Here is a 20,046-nt window from a genome sequence, read left to right on the forward strand (position 1 = left end):
GGACAAGCTGGTCGAGTCCCTCAAGCGAGTGGCCGCCGAGCTCCACGAGACCCGGCAGCGGCTGAGCGATGCCGAGAGCCGGGGCAGCGAGCCCATCGCCCTCGTGGGCATGGCCTGCCGCTACCCGGGCGGGGTCCGCTCCCCCGAGGACCTGTGGCGGCTGGTCGCGGAGGGACGCGACGCGATATCCGCCTTCCCGGCCGACCGCGGCTGGGACCTGGACACCCTCTACCACCCGGACCCGGACCACCCCGGGACGACGTACACCCGCTCCGGCGGATTCCTGCACGACGCTCCGGAGTTCGACCCCGGCCTGTTCGGGATCTCCCCGCGCGAGGCACTGGCCATGGACCCGCAGCAGCGGGTCCTGCTGGAGACCTCCTGGGAGGCCCTCGAACGGGCCGGGCTCGACCCCGGCACGCTGAAGGGCACCCAGACCGGCGTCTACGTGGGCGCCGCGACCCCCGCCTACATCGTCGGCGGACACAACACCCAGGGCGGCGCCGAGGGCTACACCCTCACCGGCACCTCCGGCAGCGTCGTCTCCGGGCGCCTCGCCTACCACTACGGCTTCGAGGGCCCGGCCGTCACCGTCGACACGGCCTGCTCCTCCTCCCTGGTCGCCCTGCACCTGGCCGCCCAGGCGCTGCGGGGCGGGGAGTGCTCGATGGCGCTCGCCGGCGGCGTCAGCGTCATGTCCGTCCCCGGTCTGTTCGTCGAGTTCAGCCGCCAGCGCGGACTGTCCGAGGACGGCCGCTGCAAGGCGTTCGCCGCCGCCGCCGACGGCACCGGCTGGGGCGAGGGCGTCGGCGTGATCGTCCTTGAACGGCTCTCCGACGCCCGGCGCAACGGCCACCAGGTCCTCGCCGTCATCCGCGGCTCCGCCACCAACCAGGACGGCGCCTCCAACGGCCTCGCCGCCCCCAACGGCCCCTCCCAGCAGCGCGTCATCCGCCAGGCCCTGGCCAACGCCCGGCTGCGCGGGCGGGACGTCGACGTCGTGGAGGCGCACGGCACCGGCACCACCCTCGGCGACCCGATCGAGGCGCAGGCGGTCATCGCCACCTACGGCCAGGACCGGCCGCAGGACGCCCCGCTCTGGCTGGGCTCGCTGAAGACCAACATCGGGCACACCGCCGCGGCCGCCGGCATCGCCGGCGTCATCAAGATGACGATGGCGATCCGCAACGGCGTGCTCCCCAAGACCCTCCACGTCGACGAGCCCACCCCGCACGTCGACTGGTCGGCCGGCGCCGTCGAACTGTTGACCGACGCCCGGGAGTGGCCCGACCACGAGCGGCCCCGCCGGGCCGCCGTCTCCGCCTTCGGCATCAGCGGCACCAACGCCCACCTGATCCTGGAACAGGCCGCCCCCGCGCAGGAGGCGGCCCCCGCCCCGGCGGCCGGCCCCGCCCCCTTCACGGCCACGGCCCCCACGCCCTGGCCGCTCTCCGGCCACAGCGCGGCCGCCCTGCGCGGCCAGGCGGCCCGGCTGCACGCCTTCGCCGCCGGCCCGGACGCCCCGCGCCCCGCCGACACCGCCCTCTCGCTCGCCGTCACCCGCTCCGCGCTGGCCCACCGCGCGGTCGTCGTCACCGGCCCGGACGCGGGCCCGGACGCGGGCGCGGACACCGGCGGCCCGGACACCGCTTCCGACGCCGGTACGGATGCCCGTACCGACGCCCGTACCGACGCCCGTGCCGAAGCCCTCGCCCGGCTCGCCGCCGGCGAGAGCGCCGCCCGGCTCGTCGAGGGCACCGCCGACATCGAGGGCAAGACCGCCTTCGTCTTCCCCGGCCAGGGCTCCCAGTGGGCCGGCATGGCCGTCGAACTGTACGCCTCCTCCCCGGCGTTCGCCGCCCGCCTCGACGCCTGCGCCGAAGCCCTCGCCCCGTACACCGACTGGTCGCTCCTCGACGTCCTGCGGCAGCAGGACGGCGCCCCCGGCTTCGACCGCGTCGACGTCGTCCAGCCGGTCCTGTGGGCCGTCATGGTCTCCCTCGCCGAACTGTGGCGCGCCTGCGGCATCGAGCCCGCCGCCGTCGTCGGCCACTCCCAGGGCGAGATCGCCGCCGCCGCCGTCTGCGGAGCCCTGTCGCTCCAGGACGCCGCGAAGGTCTCCGCGCTGCGCGCCAAGGCCCTCCTCGCCCTGGCCGGCAAGGGCGGCATGATGTCCGTCGCCGACACCGCCGAAGCCGTCCGCACCCGCATCGCGCCCTGGGGCGACCGGCTGGCCGTCGCCGCCGTCAACGGCCCCCGCTCCACCGTCGTCTCCGGCACCCCGCAGGCCCTCGACGAACTCCTCGCCGCCTGCGAGGCCGACGGGGTCCGCGCCCGCCGCGTCAACGTCGACTACGCCTCCCACGGCCCGCAGGTCGAGGAGATCCGCGACGCCGTCATCGGCGCCCTCGCCGGCATCACCCCGCGCAAGGCCCGCGTGCCCTTCCTGTCCACGGTCACCGGACGGCCCGTCGACGGCACCGAACTCGACGCCGAGTACTGGTACACCAACCTCCGCCGGACCGTCCGCTTCGAGGACGGCGTCCGCGCCCTCCTCGAACGCGGCCACGGCTTCTTCATCGAGGCCAGCGCCCACCCGGTGCTCACCGTCGGCGTCCAGGAGACCATCGACGCCGCCGGCCTGCCGGCCGTCGCCCTCGGCTCGCTGCGCCGCGACGAGGGCGGCCCGCAGCGCTTCCTCACCTCCCTCGCCGAGGCCTGGACCCGCGGCGCCTCACCGGACTGGCACGCCGTGCTCGCCGGACACGCCCCCCGCACGGCCGACCTGCCCACCTACGCCTTCCAGCGCAGCCGCTACTGGGCCGGTGCGGCCGCCGGCGCCGCCGACGTGTCCGCCGCGGGCCTGGCCGAGGCCGGACACCCGCTGCTGGGCGCCCGCGTGCCCGCCGCCGACGGCGACCGGTTCCTGCTGACCGGCCGTATCTCCCTCCAGAGCCACCCCTGGCTCGCCGACCACGCCGTCGGCGACACCGTCCTCCTCCCGGGCACCGCCTTCGTCGAACTGGCCGTCCGCGCGGGCGACGAGGCCGGCTGCGGCCGGCTGCGCGAGCTGACCCTGGAGACCCCGCTGACGCTGCCCGCGACCGGGGCCGTCCAGCTCCAGCTCGTCGTCGGCGAACCCGCCGCCGACGGCAGCCGCCCGGTGACCGTCCACGCGCGGCCCGAGGACTCCGCCGCGGACGCGCCCTGGACCCGGCACGCCACCGGCGTCGTCGGCCCCGCCACCGCCACCGCCACCGCCACCGCGCCCGTAGAGCTAGCCGAGTGGCCGCCCGTGGGCGCGGAGCCCGTGGACATCGAGGGCTTCTACGAGCGGACGGCCGAGGCCGGTTACGCGTACGGGCCCGCGTTCCAGGGCCTGAAGGCCGCCTGGAACGCGGGCGGGACCGTGTACGCGGAGGTGGCGTTGGATTCCGCGCAGCGCGAGGAGGCGGCCGGTTTCGGCCTGCACCCCGCCCTCCTCGACGCCGCCCTCCACGCCACGCTGCTCGGCACCGACACCGCCTTCGACGGCGTCCGGCTGCCCTTCGCCTGGAGCGGAGTGAGCCTGCACGCCACCGGCGCCGCCGCCCTGCGCGTCCGCATCACCCCGGCCGCCGACGGCGAACTCGCCGTGGACCTCGCCGACCCCGAAGGCCGGCCCGTCGCCACCGTGGACGCCCTCGGCCTGCTGTCCGTCACCCCCGACCGGCTCCGTGGCACCCGCGCGGACACCCTGCACCGCGTCGCGTGGAACGAGGTCCCGACGCCCGCCGACGCGCCCGCCGGGACCTGGACCGAACTCGGCGGCGCCGACTTCCCCGACCTCGCCGCGCTGACCGCCGCCCTCGACGCCGGGACCGCCGCCCCCACCCACGTCCTCCTCACCCACCCGGCGACCGACGCCACGGGCTCCGGTCAGGACCCGGCCCGCGCCGCCCGCGCCGCCACCGCCGCGCTCCTCGGCACGCTCCGCGACTGGCTCGCCGACGAACGCCTGGCCGCCCTGCGCCTGGTCGTCACCACCACCGGCGCGGTCCGCACCGGCTCCAGCGACCCCGCGCCCGACCTGGTCCTCGCCCCGCTGTGGGGCCTCGTCCGCTCGGCGCAGTCCGAACACCCCGACCGCGTACAGCTCGTCGACCTCGACGGCACCGACGCCTCCCGGGCCGCACTGGAGCGCGCCGTCGCCACCGGCGAACCCCAGCTCGCCCTGCGTACGGGCACCGCCCGCGCCCCCCGCCTGGTCCGCGCCGACCCCGCCGCACCCGCCGGGGACACCCCCTGGAGCCCGGAGGGGACGGTGCTGGTCACCGGGGGTACGGGTGCGCTGGGTGCGCTGGTGGCCCGGCACCTGGTCACCGAGCACGGGGTGCGGCACCTGCTGCTGACGGGCCGTCGTGGTCCGGACGCCCCGGGTGCCGCGGAACTGGTGGCGGAGATAAGCGGGTTGGGGGCCAGGGCGGAGGTCGTGGCGTGTGACGCGGCGGACCGGGAGGCGCTGGCTTCGGTGCTGTCGGCCGTTCCGGCCGACCGTCCGCTGACCGGTGTGGTGCACGCGGCCGGTGTCCTGGACGACGGTCTGGTCGCCTCGCTGACCGACGAGCGCCTCGACGCGGTGATGCGCCCCAAGGTGGACGCGGCGTGGAACCTCCACGAGCTGACCCGCGACCTCGACCTCACCGCCTTCGTCCTCTTCTCCTCCGCCGCCGGCGTCCTCGGCAACCCCGGCCAGGCCAACTACGCCGCCGCCAACGCCTTCATGGACGCCCTCGCCGCCCACCGCCGGGACCAGGACCTGCCGGCCCGCTCCCTCGCCTGGGGCCTGTGGGAGACCAGCGGCCTCACCGGCCACCTCACCGCCGGGGACCTCGGCTGGGCCTCCCGCGCCGGCATCCTCCCCCTCACCGCCGCCCAGGGCCTCGCCGCCCTCGACGCGGCCACCGGTGCGGACGCCGCCGACACCGAACCCGTCCTGGTCCCCGTACGCCTGGACGCGGCGACCCTGCGCACCCGCGCCGCCGCCGGGCTGCTGCCCCCGCTGCTGCGCTCCCTGGTCCGCACCCCCGCCCGGCGCACCGTCGAAGCGGGCACCGAGGCCGAGGCCTCCACCCTCGCCCGCCGCCTCGCCGTCCTCGGCGAGGGCGAACGCGAACGCGAACTCCTCGGCCTCGTCAGCGGGCAGGTGGCGGCCGTCCTCGGCCACGCCGACCCGTCGGCGATCCGCCCCGACATGGCGTTCAAGGAGCTCGGCTTCGACTCCCTGACCGCCGTCGAACTGCGCAACCGGCTGAACGCCGCCACCGGCCTGAAGCTGCCCGCCACGCTCATCTTCGACCACCCCACCCCGGCCGCCCTGGCCCGCCACGTGCTCTCCGGGTTCCTCACCCCGCCCGCCGCCGACACCGCCACCCCCGCCCCGGCGCCCGCCCGCGCCCCCGACGAGCCGATCGCGATCGTCGGGATGGCCTGCCGCTACCCCGGCGGGGTCGGCTCGCCCGAGGACCTGTGGCGGCTCGTCGCCGAGGGCCGCGACGCCGTCGCCGGGTTCCCCACCGACCGCGGCTGGGACCTGGACGCCCTCTACGACCCCGAGGGGCGCCGACCCGGCACCTCGTACACCCGCAACGGCGGATTCCTCTACGACGCCGCCGACTTCGACCCCGAACTCTTCGGGATCTCCCCGCGCGAGGCCGTCACCATGGACCCGCAGCAGCGGCTCCTCCTCGAAGCCTCCTGGGAGGCCTTCGAACGCGCCGGCCTCGACCCCGCGGACCGCAAGGGCACGCGGACCGGCGTCTTCGCCGGAGTCATGTACCACGACTACGCCGACCACGTGGAGCGGGCCGCCGACAGCGCCGAGGGCTACCTGCTCACCGGCACCTCCGGCAGCGTCGTCTCCGGCCGCCTCTCCTACGCCTTCGGGCTGGAGGGCCCGGCCGTCACCGTCGACACCGCCTGCTCCTCCTCCCTCGTCGCCCTGCACCTCGCCGCCCAGGCGCTGCGGGCCGGCGAGTGCACGATGGCCCTGGCCGGCGGTGTCACCGTCATGGCCACCCCCAGCGTCTTCGTCGAGTTCAGCAAGCAGCGCGGACTGTCGGCCGACGGCCGCTGCAAGTCCTTCTCCGCCGCCGCCGACGGCGCCGGCTGGTCCGAAGGCGCCGGTGTGCTCCTCCTGGAGAAGCTCTCCGACGCCCGCGCCAACGGCCACCGGGTCCTCGCCGTCCTGCGCGGCTCCGCCGTCAACCAGGACGGCGCCAGCAACGGCCTGACCGCCCCCAACGGCCCCTCGCAGCAGCGCGTCATCGAACAGGCCCTCGCCAACGCCCGGCTGACCACCCACGACGTCGACGCGGTCGAGGCCCACGGCACCGGCACCACCCTCGGTGACCCCATCGAGGCCCAGGCCCTGCTGGCCACCTACGGCCAGGACCGGCCCGAGGACCGGCCGCTGCTGCTCGGCTCCGTCAAGTCCAACATCGGGCACGCGCAGGCCGCCGCCGGAGTCGCCGGCGTCATCAAGATGGTCATGGCCATGCGCGAGGGCGTCCTGCCCAAAACCCTGCACGTCGACGAGCCGTCGGCCCACGTGGACTGGTCGGCGGGCGCCGTGGAACTCCTGACGGAGTCCGTGGACTGGCCGCAGACCGGCCGGCCGCGCCGCGCGGGCGTCTCCTCTTTCGGCGCCAGCGGCACCAACGCCCACGTCGTCCTGGAACAGGCGCCCGAACCGGCACCCGCCCCCGCCGCCACCCCCGACACGGACGGCGGCCCGGTCACCTGGACCGTCTCCGGCCGCGGCCCCGAAGCGCTGCGCGCCCAGGCCGCACGGCTCGCCGCGTACGCCCGTACGCACACCGGCCTGGACCCACGCGCCGTCGCGCGGGCCCTCGCCACCACCCGCTCCGCGCTCGAACACCGGGGCGCGGTCACCGCCACCGGCCTGGACGGACTGCTGGCCGGACTCGACGCCCTGGCCGGGGCCGCCAAGGCTCCCGTCCAGCCCGGAAAGCTGGCCCTCCTGTTCTCGGGGCAGGGTGCGCAGCGTCCGGGGATGGGGCGTGATCTGTACGGGGCCCAGCCGGTGTTCGCGGCCGCGTTCGACGAGGTGTGCGCGCACTTCGACTTCCCGCTGAAGGAGCTCGTGTTCGGGGGCGGGGAGGAGGTCCACCGGACGGAGTTCACGCAGCCGGCGTTGTTCGCGGTCGAGGTGGCGCTGTACCGGCTGGCGGAGTCGTTCGGTCTGCGTCCGGACTTCGTCGCCGGGCACTCGATCGGTGAGATCGCGGCGGCGCATGTCGCCGGGGTGTTGTCGCTGGCGGACGCGGCCCGTCTGGTGGCGGCCCGTGGTGCGCTGATGGGTGCGCTGCCGGAGGGCGGGGCGATGGTGTCCGTCCGGGCGACGGAGGACGAGGTCCGGGAGCTGTTGACCGCCGGTGTGGATATCGCTGCGGTCAACGGGCCGGAGTCGGTGGTGATTTCGGGTGCGGAGGAGGCCGTTCTCGCGGTGGCCGCCACGCTGGCCGATCGGGGTCGCAAGACCAGGCGGCTGACCGTTTCGCACGCCTTCCACTCGCCGTTGATGGAGCCGATGCTCGACGCGTTCCGCGAGGTCGCGGAGACCCTCACCCACTCGGCCCCCGCCATCCCGGTCGTCTCGAACGTCACGGGCGAGCAGATCACCGAGTTCTCGGCCGCCTATTGGGTCGAGCACGTCCGTGGTGCGGTCCGTTTCGCGGACGGGGTGCGCCACCTCGCCGAGGAGCAGGGTGTCGGTCACTTCCTGGAGCTGGGTCCGCAGGGCGTTCTCGCCGCCATGGCGGGGGAGTCGCTGCCGGAGGCCTTCTCCGGGCTGCTGACCCCGGTGCTGCGCAAGGACCGTCCCGAGCCGGAGGCCTTCCTCGGCGCCCTCGCCGAGGCCTGGACCCGCGGCCTTCCCGTCGACCGGGCCGCCGTGGCCGGCGGTCCGGCGGCGGCCAGCGCCCCCGTGGACCTTCCCACGTACGCCTTCCAGCGCAGCCGCTACTGGCCGCGCCCCGCCGCCACCTCGGCGGACGTGGTCGCGGCCGGGCTCGGCGCCGCCGGGCACCCGCTGCTCGGCGCCACCGTGACGCCCGCCGACGGGGGGCAGCTGCTGCTCACCGGGCGGATCTCCCTGCACAGCCACCCCTGGCTCGCCGACCACGCCGTGGCCGGCACGGTCCTGCTCCCCGGCACCGCCTTCGTCGAACTCGCCCTGCGCGCGGGCGACGAGGTGGGATGCGGCGAGCTGGACGAGCTGGCCATCGAGACCCCCCTCGTCATCCCCGACCGGGGCGCCGTCCTGCTCCAGGTGCTCGTGGGCACCGCCGACGAGGACGGCGGGCGGCCGGTGAGCGTCCACTCGCGCACCGAGGGCGCCGACGCGCTCTGGACCCGGCACGCTGCCGGACGGCTCGCCCCTGCCCCCGAAACCGCCCCCGAGCCCCTCTCCGACCTGGCCGTATGGCCTCCGGCGGACGCCGAACCAGTCGACCTCGACGGGTTCTATGAGGGGCTCGCGGCAGCCGGTTACGGGTACGGTCCGGCCTTCCAGGGGTTGGCCCGGGCATGGCGTCGGAGCGACGGTGACGTGGTGTTCGCCGAGGTGGGGCTGCCCGATGCGCAGCAGGATGAGGCGGGCTGGTTTGCACTGCATCCGGCCCTGCTCGACGCTGCGCTGCACGGGCTCGCTGTCGCCGGGCCGGCCACGGACGCGGGGCAGGTCCGCCTGCCCTTCTCCTGGAGCGGTGTGCGTCTGCACGCCGTGGGAGCGTCCAGGCTGAGGGTGCGGCTGATGCCGGCCGGCCCGGATTCCCTCTCGCTCGACATCGCGGACCCGACCGGTCACCCGGTCGTCTCCGTCGCCTCGCTGGCGACCCGTACGGTCGCCGCCGAGCAGCTCACCGCCGCCGTGGCGGGCGCCGGTCACTCCGACGCCCTCTACCGGCTCGACTGGACCGCCGCTCCGCCGGTCGCCGGCACCGCCGACGGGCCGCGGGTGGCGGTCGGCGGAGCGGGCGCGGACCACGCGGACCTCGCGTCCCTGCGGGCCGCCCTCGACGAGGGCGCCCCGGTCCCCGCGGCGGTGCTGCTGCACACCGGAGCCCCGGCCGACGCCCCCGGAACGGGACTCGCCACCGCCGCGCGCGCGGCCACCGCCGGACTGCTCGGCACCCTGCAGACCTGGCTGGCCGACGAGCGCCTCGGAGCGACCCGGCTGGTCGTCGTCACGCGCGGCGCGGTGGCGGTCCTGCCCGGCGAGGACGTCACCGACCTGGCGCAGGCCCCCCTGTGGGGCCTCGTACGGGCCGCGCAGGCCGAGAACCCCGGCCGCTTCGTCCTCCTCGACACCGACCCCGGCGCGGACACCGACGCGCGTACGGGTGGACCCGTACTCCCCGAGGCGGTGTTCGCCGGGGACGAGCCGCAGGCCGCCCTCCGCGACGGCGCGCTCCTCGTCCCGCGCCTGGTGCGGGCCGCCGCCTCCGCCGGGGGCGGTACCCCGGTCCTGCCCGCCGGTTCCTCCTGGATCCTCAACAGCACCAAGGCCGGAACCCTCGACAGCCTGGGCTTCGTCCCGTCGCCGGCCGCCGGGATGGAGCTCGCCGAGGGCGAGATCCGCGTCGCCGTCCGGGCCGCCGGCCTGAACTTCCGCGACGTGATGATCGCCCTCGGCATGTACCCGGGCCTCGCCCGCATGGGCAACGAGGGCGCCGGCGTCGTCACCGAGGTCGGCCCCGGGGTCACCGGCATCGAGGTCGGCGACAAGGTCACCGGTCTCATCCGGGGCGCGTTCGGCCCGGTCGCGGTCGTCGACCACCGCCTGGTGGTCCGCGTTCCCGACGGCTGGACCTTCGAGCAGGCCGCCGCGATCCCGACCGTCTTCCTGACCGCCTACTACGGGCTCGTCGACCTGGCCGGCCTGAAGGCCGGCGAGCGGGTCCTCGTCCACGCCACCGCCGGCGGCGTCGGCATGGCCGCCGTCCAGCTGATCCGCCACCTGGGCGGCGAGGTGTTCGGCACGGCCAGCGAGGGCAAGTGGGACGTGCTCCGCGAACTGGGCCTGGACGAGGCGCACATCGCCTCCTCGCGCGACGCCTCCTTCGAGGAGCGGTTCCGCTCCGCCACCGGCGGCGAGGGCGTCGACGTGGTCCTGGACTGCCTGGCCGGGGAACTGGTCGACGCGTCGCTGCGGCTGCTGCCGCGCGGCGGCCGGTTCCTGGAGATGGGCAAGACCGACGTCCGCGACCCCGCGGAGGTCGCCCGGCTCCACCCCGGGGTGACGTACCAGGCCTTCGACATGGTCGAGGGCGCCGGGCCCGAGCGCATCGGCGAGATGCTCGCCGAGCTGGGCAGGCTCTTCGAGGCGGACGTGCTGCGGCCGCTGCCGGTCCGCGCCTGGGACATCCGGAAGGCCTCGGAGGCGTTCCGGTTCATGAGCCAGGCCAAGCACACGGGCAAGATCGTCCTGACGGTCCCGCAGGGCTGGGACCCGGCCGGGACGGTCCTGATCACGGGCGGTACGGGCACTTTGGGCGCCCTCGTCGCCAAGCACCTGGTCACCGAGCACGGCGTACGCCACCTGCTGCTGACGGGACGGCGCGGTCCGCAGGCCCCCGGCGCCGCCGAACTGGTGGCGGAGATAGCGGAGCTGGGCGGTTCGGCCGAGGTCGTGGCGTGTGACGCCGCCGACCGCGACGCGCTCACCGCACTCCTCGCCGCCATCCCCGCCGACCGGCCGCTCCGCGCGGTCGTCCACACCGCCGGGGTCGTCGACGACGGTGTCCTCGGCTCGCTCGACGCCGACCGGCTGGCCCGCGTCCTGCGGCCCAAGGTCGACGCCGCCGTCAACCTGCACGAACTCACCCGCGACCTGGACCTGACCGCCTTCGTCCTCTACTCCTCCGTGGCCGGCGTCATGGGCGGCCCCGGCCAGGGCAACTACGCCGCCGCCAACGTCTTCCTCGACGCCCTCGCCCGGCACCGGCGGGCCCACGGCCTGCCGGGCGTCTCCCTCGCCTGGGGCCAGTGGGCCGAGTCCAGCGGCATGACCGCCGGACTCGACACCGCCGACCTCGCCCGGATGAGCCGCAGCGGAGTCCTGCCGCTGGACACCGAACAGGGCCTGGCCCTGTTCGACGAGGCGGCACGGCACGACGAGGCCCTGCTGGCGGCCGTACGCCTGGACACCACCGCGCTGCGCGGCCAGGCCGACGCCGGCACGCTGCCCGGAGTCCTCAAGGGGCTCGTCCGGGCCTCCGTACGCCGGGCCGCGGGCCAGGCGGCAGCCGCCTCCGGGGCCCAGGCCCTCACGGAGCGGCTGTCCCGGCTCACCGGCGCCGAACGCGCCGAAGCCCTCCTGGACCTGGTCCGCACCCAGGTGGCCACCGTCCTCGCCCACCCCGACCCGGCGGCCATCGACACCGAACGAGGCTTCCTCGACCTCGGCTTCGACTCGCTGACGGCCGTGGAACTGCGCAACGGACTCGGTGCGGCCACCGGTCTCCGGCTCCCCACCACGCTGATCTTCGACTACCCGTCGCCCGCCGCCCTCGCCGGTTTCCTCCACACGGAACTGGATCCGGGCGACGGCGCCGACGGCCACCGGGAGGCCGCGGTGCTCGACGCCATGGCCGGCTGGGAGGCGGCCGTCGCCGCGCTGCCGGAGGGCAGCGACGGCAGGGAACGGGCCGTCAACCGGCTCCGCTCGATCCTCTGGAAGCTCGAACAGTCCGGCACCGCGCACGACACCGACGACGAAGCACAGACCTCCGACGGGACCGCGGAGATCACCTCGGCGAGCGACGACGAGATGTTCGCCCTCATCGAGAAGGAACTCGGTCTCAGCTGATCCCCGACCCGTCGTCCTGACCGTCCCACCGGAGGCACTGCCACGATGGCCAGCAGTAACGAAGACAAGCTCCGCGACTACCTGAAACTCGTCACCGCCGACCTCCAGCAGACGCGCAAGCGCCTGCAGGCCGCGGAGGCCAAGGAGCAGGAGCCGATCGCCATCGTCGCCATGGCCTGCCGCTATCCGGGGGACGTCGGCTCGCCCGAGGACCTGTGGCGGCTGGTGGCGGAAGGCGGCGACGGCATCGTCGCCTTCCCCACCGACCGCGGCTGGGACCTCGAAGGACTCTACGACCCGGACCCGGACGCCCACGGCGCCAGCTACGTCCGGGAGGGCGGGTTCGTCCACGACGCGGCCGGGTTCGACGCGGGCTTCTTCGGCATCCCGCCGCGCGAGGCCCTCGCCATGGACCCCCAGCAGCGGCTCTTCCTGGAATCCTCCTGGGAGGTCTTCGAACGCGCCGGGATCGACCCGGCCACCCTCAAGGGCAGCCGCACCGGCGTCTTCGTCGGCGCCGGCAATCCCGGCTACCTGGGCGGCGGCACCGGAACCCCGCACCGCGAGGTCGAGGGCTACACCCTCACCGGCAACGTCAACAGCGTCATCTCCGGCCGCGTCGCCTACACCTTCGGGCTGGAAGGCCCGGCGATCACCGTCGACACGGCCTGCTCCTCCTCCCTCGTCGCCGTCCACCAGGCCACCCAGGCCCTGCGCGCCGACGAGTGCACCATGGCGATCGCTGGCGGCGTCACCGTCATGCCCAACCCGTGGCTCTTCCAGGAGTTCAGCCGCCAGCGCGGCCTGGCCGCCGACGGGCGCTGCAAAGCCTTCTCCGCCACCGCCGACGGCACCATCTGGGGCGAGGGCGTCGGCGTGCTCCTGCTGGAGAAGCTCTCCGACGCCCGCCGCAACGGACACCGCGTCCTCGCCGTCGTCCGCGGCTCCGCCGTCAACCAGGACGGTGCGAGCAGCGGCCTGACCGCCCCCAACGGCCCCTCGCAGCAGCGCGTCATCCGCCAGGCCCTCGCCAACGCCCGCCTGACCGCGCGGGACGTGGACGCCGTGGAGGCGCACGGCACCGGCACCGCCCTCGGTGACCCCATCGAGGCGCAGGCCCTGCTGGCCACCTACGGCCAGGACCGGCCCGGGGACCGGCCCCTGCTGCTCGGTTCGGTCAAGTCCAACATCGGCCACACGGCCGCCGCGGCGGGAGTCGCGGGCATCATCAAGATGGTCATGGCCATGCGGGAGGGCGTGCTGCCGCGCACCCTCCACGTGGACGAACCCACCCCCCAGGTGGACTGGTCGGCCGGCGCGGTCGAACTGCTCACCGAACAGGCCGCCTGGCCGGAGACCGACCGTCCGCGCCGTGCGGGCGTCTCCTCCTTCGGCATCAGCGGCACCAACGCCCACGTGATCGTCGAGCAGGCCCCCGCCGGCGCACCGGAGGCACCGGTCGCCCCGGCCGCCTCCGGGACGCTGCCGTGGGTGGTCTCCGCACACAGCGCGCAGGCGCTGCGCGGCCAGGCCGAGCGCCTCCTCGGCCTCGACGCCGCCCTCCCGGCGGCGGACGTCGCGGCAGCGCTCGTGACGACCCGGTCGGCGCTGGAGCACCGCGCGGTGATCCTCGCCGAGGACACCGACGGCTTCCGTTCCGGCCTGCGGGCCCTCACCGACGGGACCCCGGAAGGGTCGGTCTCCGAGGGCACGGCCCGACCCGGGAAGTCCGCCTTCCTGTTCTCGGGGCAGGGTGCGCAGCGTCCGGGGATGGGGCGTGAGCTGTACGGGGCCCAGCCGGTGTTCGCGGCCGCGTTCGACGAGGTGTGCGCGCACTTCGACTTCCCGCTGAAGGAGCTCGTGTTCGGGGGCGGGGAGGAGGTCCACCGGACGGAGTTCACGCAGCCAGCGCTGTTCGCGGTCGAGGTGGCGCTGTACCGGCTGGCGGAGTCGTTCGGTCTGCGTCCGGACTTCGTCGCGGGTCACTCCATCGGTGAGATCGCGGCGGCGCATGTCGCCGGGGTGTTGTCGCTGGCGGACGCGGCCCGTCTGGTGGCGGCCCGTGGTGCGCTGATGGGTGCGCTGCCGGAGGGCGGGGCGATGGTGTCCGTCCGGGCGACGGAGGACGAGGTCCGGGAGCTGCTGGCCGCCGGTGTGGACATCGCTGCGGTCAACGGGCCGGAGTCGGTGGTGATTTCGGGCGTCGAGGACGCGGTTCTCGCGGTGGCCGCCACGCTGGCCGATCGGGGTCGCAAGACCAGGCGGCTGACCGTTTCGCACGCCTTCCACTCGCCGTTGATGGAGCCGATGCTCGACGCGTTCCGCGAGGTCGCGGAGACCCTCACCTACTCGGCCCCCGCCATCCCGGTCGTCTCCAACGTCACCGGCGAGCAGATCACCGAGTTCTCCGCCGATTACTGGGTCCGTCACGTCCGCGCCGCCGTCCGCTTCGGCGACGGCGTCCGCCACCTCGCCGAACGAGGCGTCGGCCACTTCCTGGAGCTCGGTCCGGCCGGGGTGCTCACCGCGATGGCCCGGGAGAACCTCCCCGAGGACTTCGACGGCCTCGTCACCACCGCCCTCGACAGGACCCGCCCCGAACCCACCGCCTTCCTCGGCGCCCTCGCCCAGGCCTGGACCCGCGGCCTGCCCGTCGACTGGACGGCCCTCCTCACCCCGGCCGACCCGGCGCGCTCCGTCGAGCTGCCCACGTACGCCTTCCAGCACCGCCACTACTGGCTGACCCCCGAGGCCGGAGCCCCCCGCGACGCGGCCGAGGAGCGGTTCTGGCAGGCCGTCGACGAGGAGGACGTCGACACCCTCATCGCCACCCTGGACATCGACGGGGACAAGCCCCTGCGCGAGGCCCTCCCCGACATGGCCTCCTGGCTGCGCCGCCGCCGCGCCCCCGAGACGCGTACCGCCCTCGAGGCCCTGCACTCCGCACCCGACGAGGAGGCCGAGCGGGCCGCCGGGTCGGCGCTGCGCGAGAAGCTCCGGGACCTCACGGAGGCCGAGCAGCTGCGCACCGTCCTGGACCTCGTACGCGCCCACGCCGCCGCCGTGCTCGGCCACGACGGGCCGGCCGCCGTCGACCCGCGGCGGGCCTTCAAGGAGCTGGGCTTCGACTCGCTGGCCGCCGTCAACCTGCGCAACCGGCTGAACACCGCCACCGGCCTGCGGCTGCCCACGGCCTTCGCCTACGACCACCCGACCCCCGCCGCCGTCGCCGCGTTCGTCCGCGCCGAAGTGCTCGGGGAGCGCACCGCCGCCGTCACCGGCCACATCGCGGGTGCGGCGGCCCACGACGAGCCCATCGCGATCGTCGCCATGGCCTGCCGCTACCCCGGCGGGGTCCGCTCGCCAGAGGACCTGTGGCAGCTCGTCGACACGGGCGCCGACGTCATCTCCCCCTTCCCCGTCGACCGCGGCTGGGACCTGGAGGCCCTCTACCACCCGGACCCCGACCACCCCGGCACGACCTACGTCCGCGAGGGCGGGTTCCTCCACGACGCCGCCGACTTCGACCCCGAACTCTTCGGGATCTCCCCGCGCGAGGCCGTCGCCATGGACCCCCAGCAGCGGCTGCTGCTGGAGGCCTCCTGGGAGGTCTTCGAGCGGGCCGGCATCGACCCGACGAGCGTGAAGTCCGCACCCATCGGCGTCTTCGCGGGCGCCACCCAGCCCGGCTACTTCGGCGGGCTCCGGCAGATGGGCGGCGAAGGCGTCGAGGGCTACTCCCTCACCGGCAACCTGACCAGCGTCATCTCCGGCCGCATCGCCTACAGCTTCGGACTGGAGGGGCCGGCCGTCACCGTCGACACCGCCTGCTCCTCCTCCCTCGTCGCCCTGCACCTCGCCGCCCAGGCCCTGCGGGCCGGCGAGTGCACCATGGCGCTGGCCGCGGGCGTCACCGTCATGCCGACACCCGACCTGTTCGTGGAGTTCAGCCGCCAGCGCGGCCTGGCCGCCGACGGCCGCTGCAAGGCGTTCTCCTCCTCCGCCGACGGAACCGCCTGGTCGGAGGGGGCCGGAGTCCTCCTGCTGGAGAAGCTCTCCGACGCCCGCCGCAACGGCCACCAGGTCCTCGCCGTCATCCGCGGCACCGCGACCAACCAGGACGGCGCCAGCAACGGCCTCATGGCCCCCAACGGCCCTTCCCAGCAGCGCGTCATCCGCCAGGCCCTCGCCAACGCCCGGCTGACCGCGCGGGACGTGGACGCCGTGGAGGCGCACGGCACCGGCACCGCCCTCGGCGACCCCATCGAGGCGCAGGCCCTGCTGGCCACCTACGGCCAGGACCGGCCCGGGGACCGGCCGCTGCTGCTCGGCTCGATCAAGTCGAACATCGGCCACACCTCTGCCGCCGCCGGAGTCGCCGGCGTCATGAAGATGGTCATGGCCATGCGCCACGGCGTCCTGCCCAGGACCCTGCACGTCGACGAGGCGTCCCCGCACGTCGACTGGTCCGCGGGCGCGGTGGAACTGCTCACCGAGGCCGTGGAGTGGCCGGAGACCGGCCGCCCGCGCCGGGCCGGCGTCTCCTCGTTCGGCGTCAGCGGCACCAACGCCCACGTGATCATCGAGGAGGGCCCGCAGGAGCGCGCACCGCAGACCGAGAACGGGACCGGGGCGGGGGCCGGGACCGCGCCCGCCGCCGGCACCGCGCCCGGCGAGCTCCTGCCCTGGCTGGTCTCCGCCCGCACCCCCGACGCCCTGACCGAGCAGGCGCGCCGCCTGCGGGACCTCACCGAGGCCCGCCCCGCGCTGGACACGGCGAGCACCGCCTCCGCCCTGCTGGCCTGGCGCGCACAGCTGGAGAGCCGCGCCGTGGTCCTGGCCGACAGCCGCCAGGGCTACCTGGACGGTCTCGACGCCCTCGTGGCCGGCGCGTCGGCACCCGGCACCTTCCGCGGCGAGTCCGTCCCGGGTGCCCGTACCGCCTTCCTGTTCTCCGGGCAGGGCGCGCAGCGCCCCGGCATGGGCCGGGAACTGTACGACGCCCAGCCGGTGTTCGCGGACGCCTTCGACGAGGTCTGCGACCACTTCGAGATCCCGCTGAAGGAGCTCGTCTTCGGCGGCGGGGACGAGGTCCACCGCACCGAGTTCACCCAGCCCGCGCTGTTCGCCGTCGAGGTCGCGCTCTTCCGCGTACTGGAGTCCTACGGCATCCGCCCGGACTTCGTCGCCGGCCACTCGATCGGCGAGATCGCCGCCGCGCACGTGGCCGGGGTGCTGTCGCTGGCGGACGCGGCACGGCTGGTGACGGCCCGCGGCGCCCTGATGGGCGCCCTGCCCGAGGGCGGCGCGATGGTCTCCGTCCGCGCCACCGAGGACGAGGTCCGCCCGCTCCTGAGCGGCGACGCGGACATCGCCGCGGTCAACGGCCCGGAGTCCCTGGTGATCTCGGGTGCCGAGGACGCGGTCCTGGCCGTGGCCGCGACGCTGGCGGAGCAGGGCCGCAAGACCAAGCGGCTGACGGTCTCGCACGCCTTCCACTCACCCCTCATGGAGCCGATGCTCAACGCGTTCCGCGAGGTCGCGGAGACCCTCGACCACGGGACGCCCTCCATCCCGGTCGTCTCCAACGTCACCGGCGAGCAGATCACGGACTTCTCCGCCGCCTACTGGGTCGAGCACGTCCGCGCCGCCGTCCGCTTCGCCGACGGCGTCACGCACCTCGCCGGACAGGGCGTCACCCACTTCCTGGAACTCGGCCCGCAGGGCGTCCTCGCCGCCATGGCCGGGGAGTCACTGCCCGACACCTTCTCCGGCCTGCTGACCCCCGTCCTGCGCAAGGACCGGCCCGAGCCCGAGGCCTTCCTCGGCGCCCTCGCCGAAGCCTGGACCCGCGGCCTGCCCGTCGACTGGACACCGCCGCTCGCCGACCGCCCCGCCTGCCTGGTCGACCTGCCCACGTACGCCTTCCAGCGCAGCCGCCACTGGCTCGACGCCACCCCCGCCGGCGGCAGCGGCCCCGCCGCACAGGACGAGGTCGACACCGAGTTCTGGGCGGCCGTCGAACGCGAGGACCTCCAGGCCCTCACCGGCACCCTCCGCCTCCCCGACGAGGAGCAGCTGCGCGGCGTCCTGCCCGCCCTGTCCACCTGGCGGCGAGGCCGCCGCGAGCAGCACACCATCGACTCCTGGCGCTACCGCATCACCTGGAAGCCCGCCGCCGACCCGGCCGCCGCCACCCGCACGGCCGGACACTGGCTGCTCGTCGTACCCGACGGCGCGGACCCCACCGCCGGGCCGCTCGCCGACCGGGCCGCCGCCGCCCTCACCGCGGCCGGAGCCACCACCACCGTCCTGCGCCTCGACGCGACCGCCGCCGACCGCACCGACTGGGCCGTCCGGCTGCGCGCCGGGGCGGACACCGGCGGGGAGTTCGCGGGCGTGCTCTCCCTCCTCCCGCTCGACGTCCGCCCGCACACCGCGCAGCCCGGGGTCAGCGCCGCGCTCGCCGCGACCGCCGCCCTGGCGCAGGCCCTCGGCGACGCCGGAATCGGCGCCCCCCTGTGGAACCTGACCAGCGGCGCCGTCTCCACCGGCCCCTCCGACCCCACGGCCGACCCCACCGGCGCCCAGGCCCAGGTGTGGGCGCTCGGCCGGGTCGCCGCCCTCGAATACCCCGACCGCTGGGGCGGCCTCGTCGACGTGCCCCACGACCTCGACGAGCGGGCCGCCGCCCGCCTCGCCGCCGTCCTGGCCGCACCCGACGGGGAGGACCAGCTCGCCGTGCGCGGAGCCGGAGTCCTGGTACGCCGGCTGCGCCGCGCCCCCGCCCCCGCCGACCGGCCCGCCGCCGCACCCTGGCGGCCCACCGGAACCGTCCTGGTCACGGGCGGCACCGGCGCCCTGGGCAGCCGGCTCGCCGGCTGGCTCGCCGAAGGCGGCGCCGACCACCTGCTGCTGACCAGCCGGCGCGGCGCCGACGCCCCCGGCGCCACCGAACTCGCCGCCGCCCTGCGCGCGTCGGGCACCGAGGTGACCCTCGCCGCCTGCGACGTCTCGGACCGCGACCAGCTCACCGCCCTGCTGGCCTCCGTGCCGGCGGACCGGCCGCTGACCGCCGTAGTCCACGCCGCGGGCGTCTCCGACAACGGTTTCATGGACGAGGTCACCGCCGACCACCTGGCCCACGTACTGCGCCCCAAGGCGGTCGCCGCCGACCTGCTCGACGAACTCACCCGCGACCTCGACCTGTCCGCGTTCGTCGTCTTCGCGTCCAGCGCCGGCATGTGGGGCAGCGGCGGCCAGGCCGCCTACGCGGCCGCCAACGCCCACCTCGACGCCCTCGCCGAACGCCGCCGCGCCCACGGCCTGCCCGCCACCGCCGTCGCCTGGGGCCCCTGGGCCGAAGCCGGCATGGCGGCCTCCGAGGACATCGACGAGCACCTGCGCCGCCGCGGCGTGATCGGCATCGCGCCCGGCACCGCCATCGCCGCCCTCCAGCAGGCCCTCGACCTCGACGAGACCTGCGTCGGTGTCGCCGACGTCGACTGGGCGCTGTTCGCCCCCACCTACACGGCCATGCGGCACAGCGCCCTGATCAGCGAACTCCCCGACGTGCAGGCCGCGTTGACGGATGACGGCCCGGAGGGCGGGCAGGGCGCCGCCGCCTCGGCGTCCGCCCTCAGGCAGCGGCTCGCCGCCACCGCGCCCGCCGAACAGCAGCACCTCCTCGTCGAACTGGTCCGCGGACACGCGGCCGCGGTCCTCGGACACCGCACCGCAGACGGGGTCCAGGAGGCGCGGCCCTTCAAGGACCTCGGCTTCGACTCGCTCAGCGCCGTCGAACTGCGCAACCGCGTCGCGGCCGACACCGGCCTGAAGCTGTCCGCGACCCTCCTCTTCGACCACCCCACACCCGCCGCGCTCGCCCAGCACCTGCGCGAGCACCTCCAGGGCGGCGACATCGAGACGGACCGCTCCGTCCTCGCCGACCTCGACCGCATCGACGCGGCCCTCACCCGGCTCACCCCGGACGACGGGGCGCGCCACCGCATCGCCGGCCGGCTCCAGGTGCTGCTCACCAAGTGGGGCGGCACCAGCCCGGAGAAGGCCGAAGAAGCCGACGCCCACGACGAACTGGCGTCCGCCTCGGCAGAAGAGATCTTCGCGTTCATCCACGAAGAGCTCGGCAAGTCGTAGCCCGTGCCGGAACGTCA

At 75.5% G+C, this 20,046-nt stretch carries 2 protein-coding genes; both read left to right on the forward strand.

All coding sequences use genetic code 11. The annotated features are described in order from the left end of the window. Nucleotides 1-28: 28 nt before the first annotated feature. Nucleotides 29-11,872 (forward strand): SDR family NAD(P)-dependent oxidoreductase, encoded by an 11,844-nt coding sequence (locus ACZ5D2_RS22035; protein ID WP_468931330.1) that lies wholly within the window; start codon nucleotides 29-31, stop codon nucleotides 11,870-11,872. Nucleotides 11,873-11,917: 45 nt separating this feature from the next. Next, nucleotides 11,918-20,029 (forward strand): type I polyketide synthase, encoded by an 8,112-nt coding sequence (locus ACZ5D2_RS22040; RefSeq protein ID WP_468931286.1) that lies wholly within the window; start codon nucleotides 11,918-11,920, stop codon nucleotides 20,027-20,029. The last annotated feature ends 17 nt before the right edge of the window (nucleotides 20,030-20,046 follow it).

The sequence above is a fragment of the Streptomyces sp. NPDC031479 genome (genome assembly GCF_055581065.1).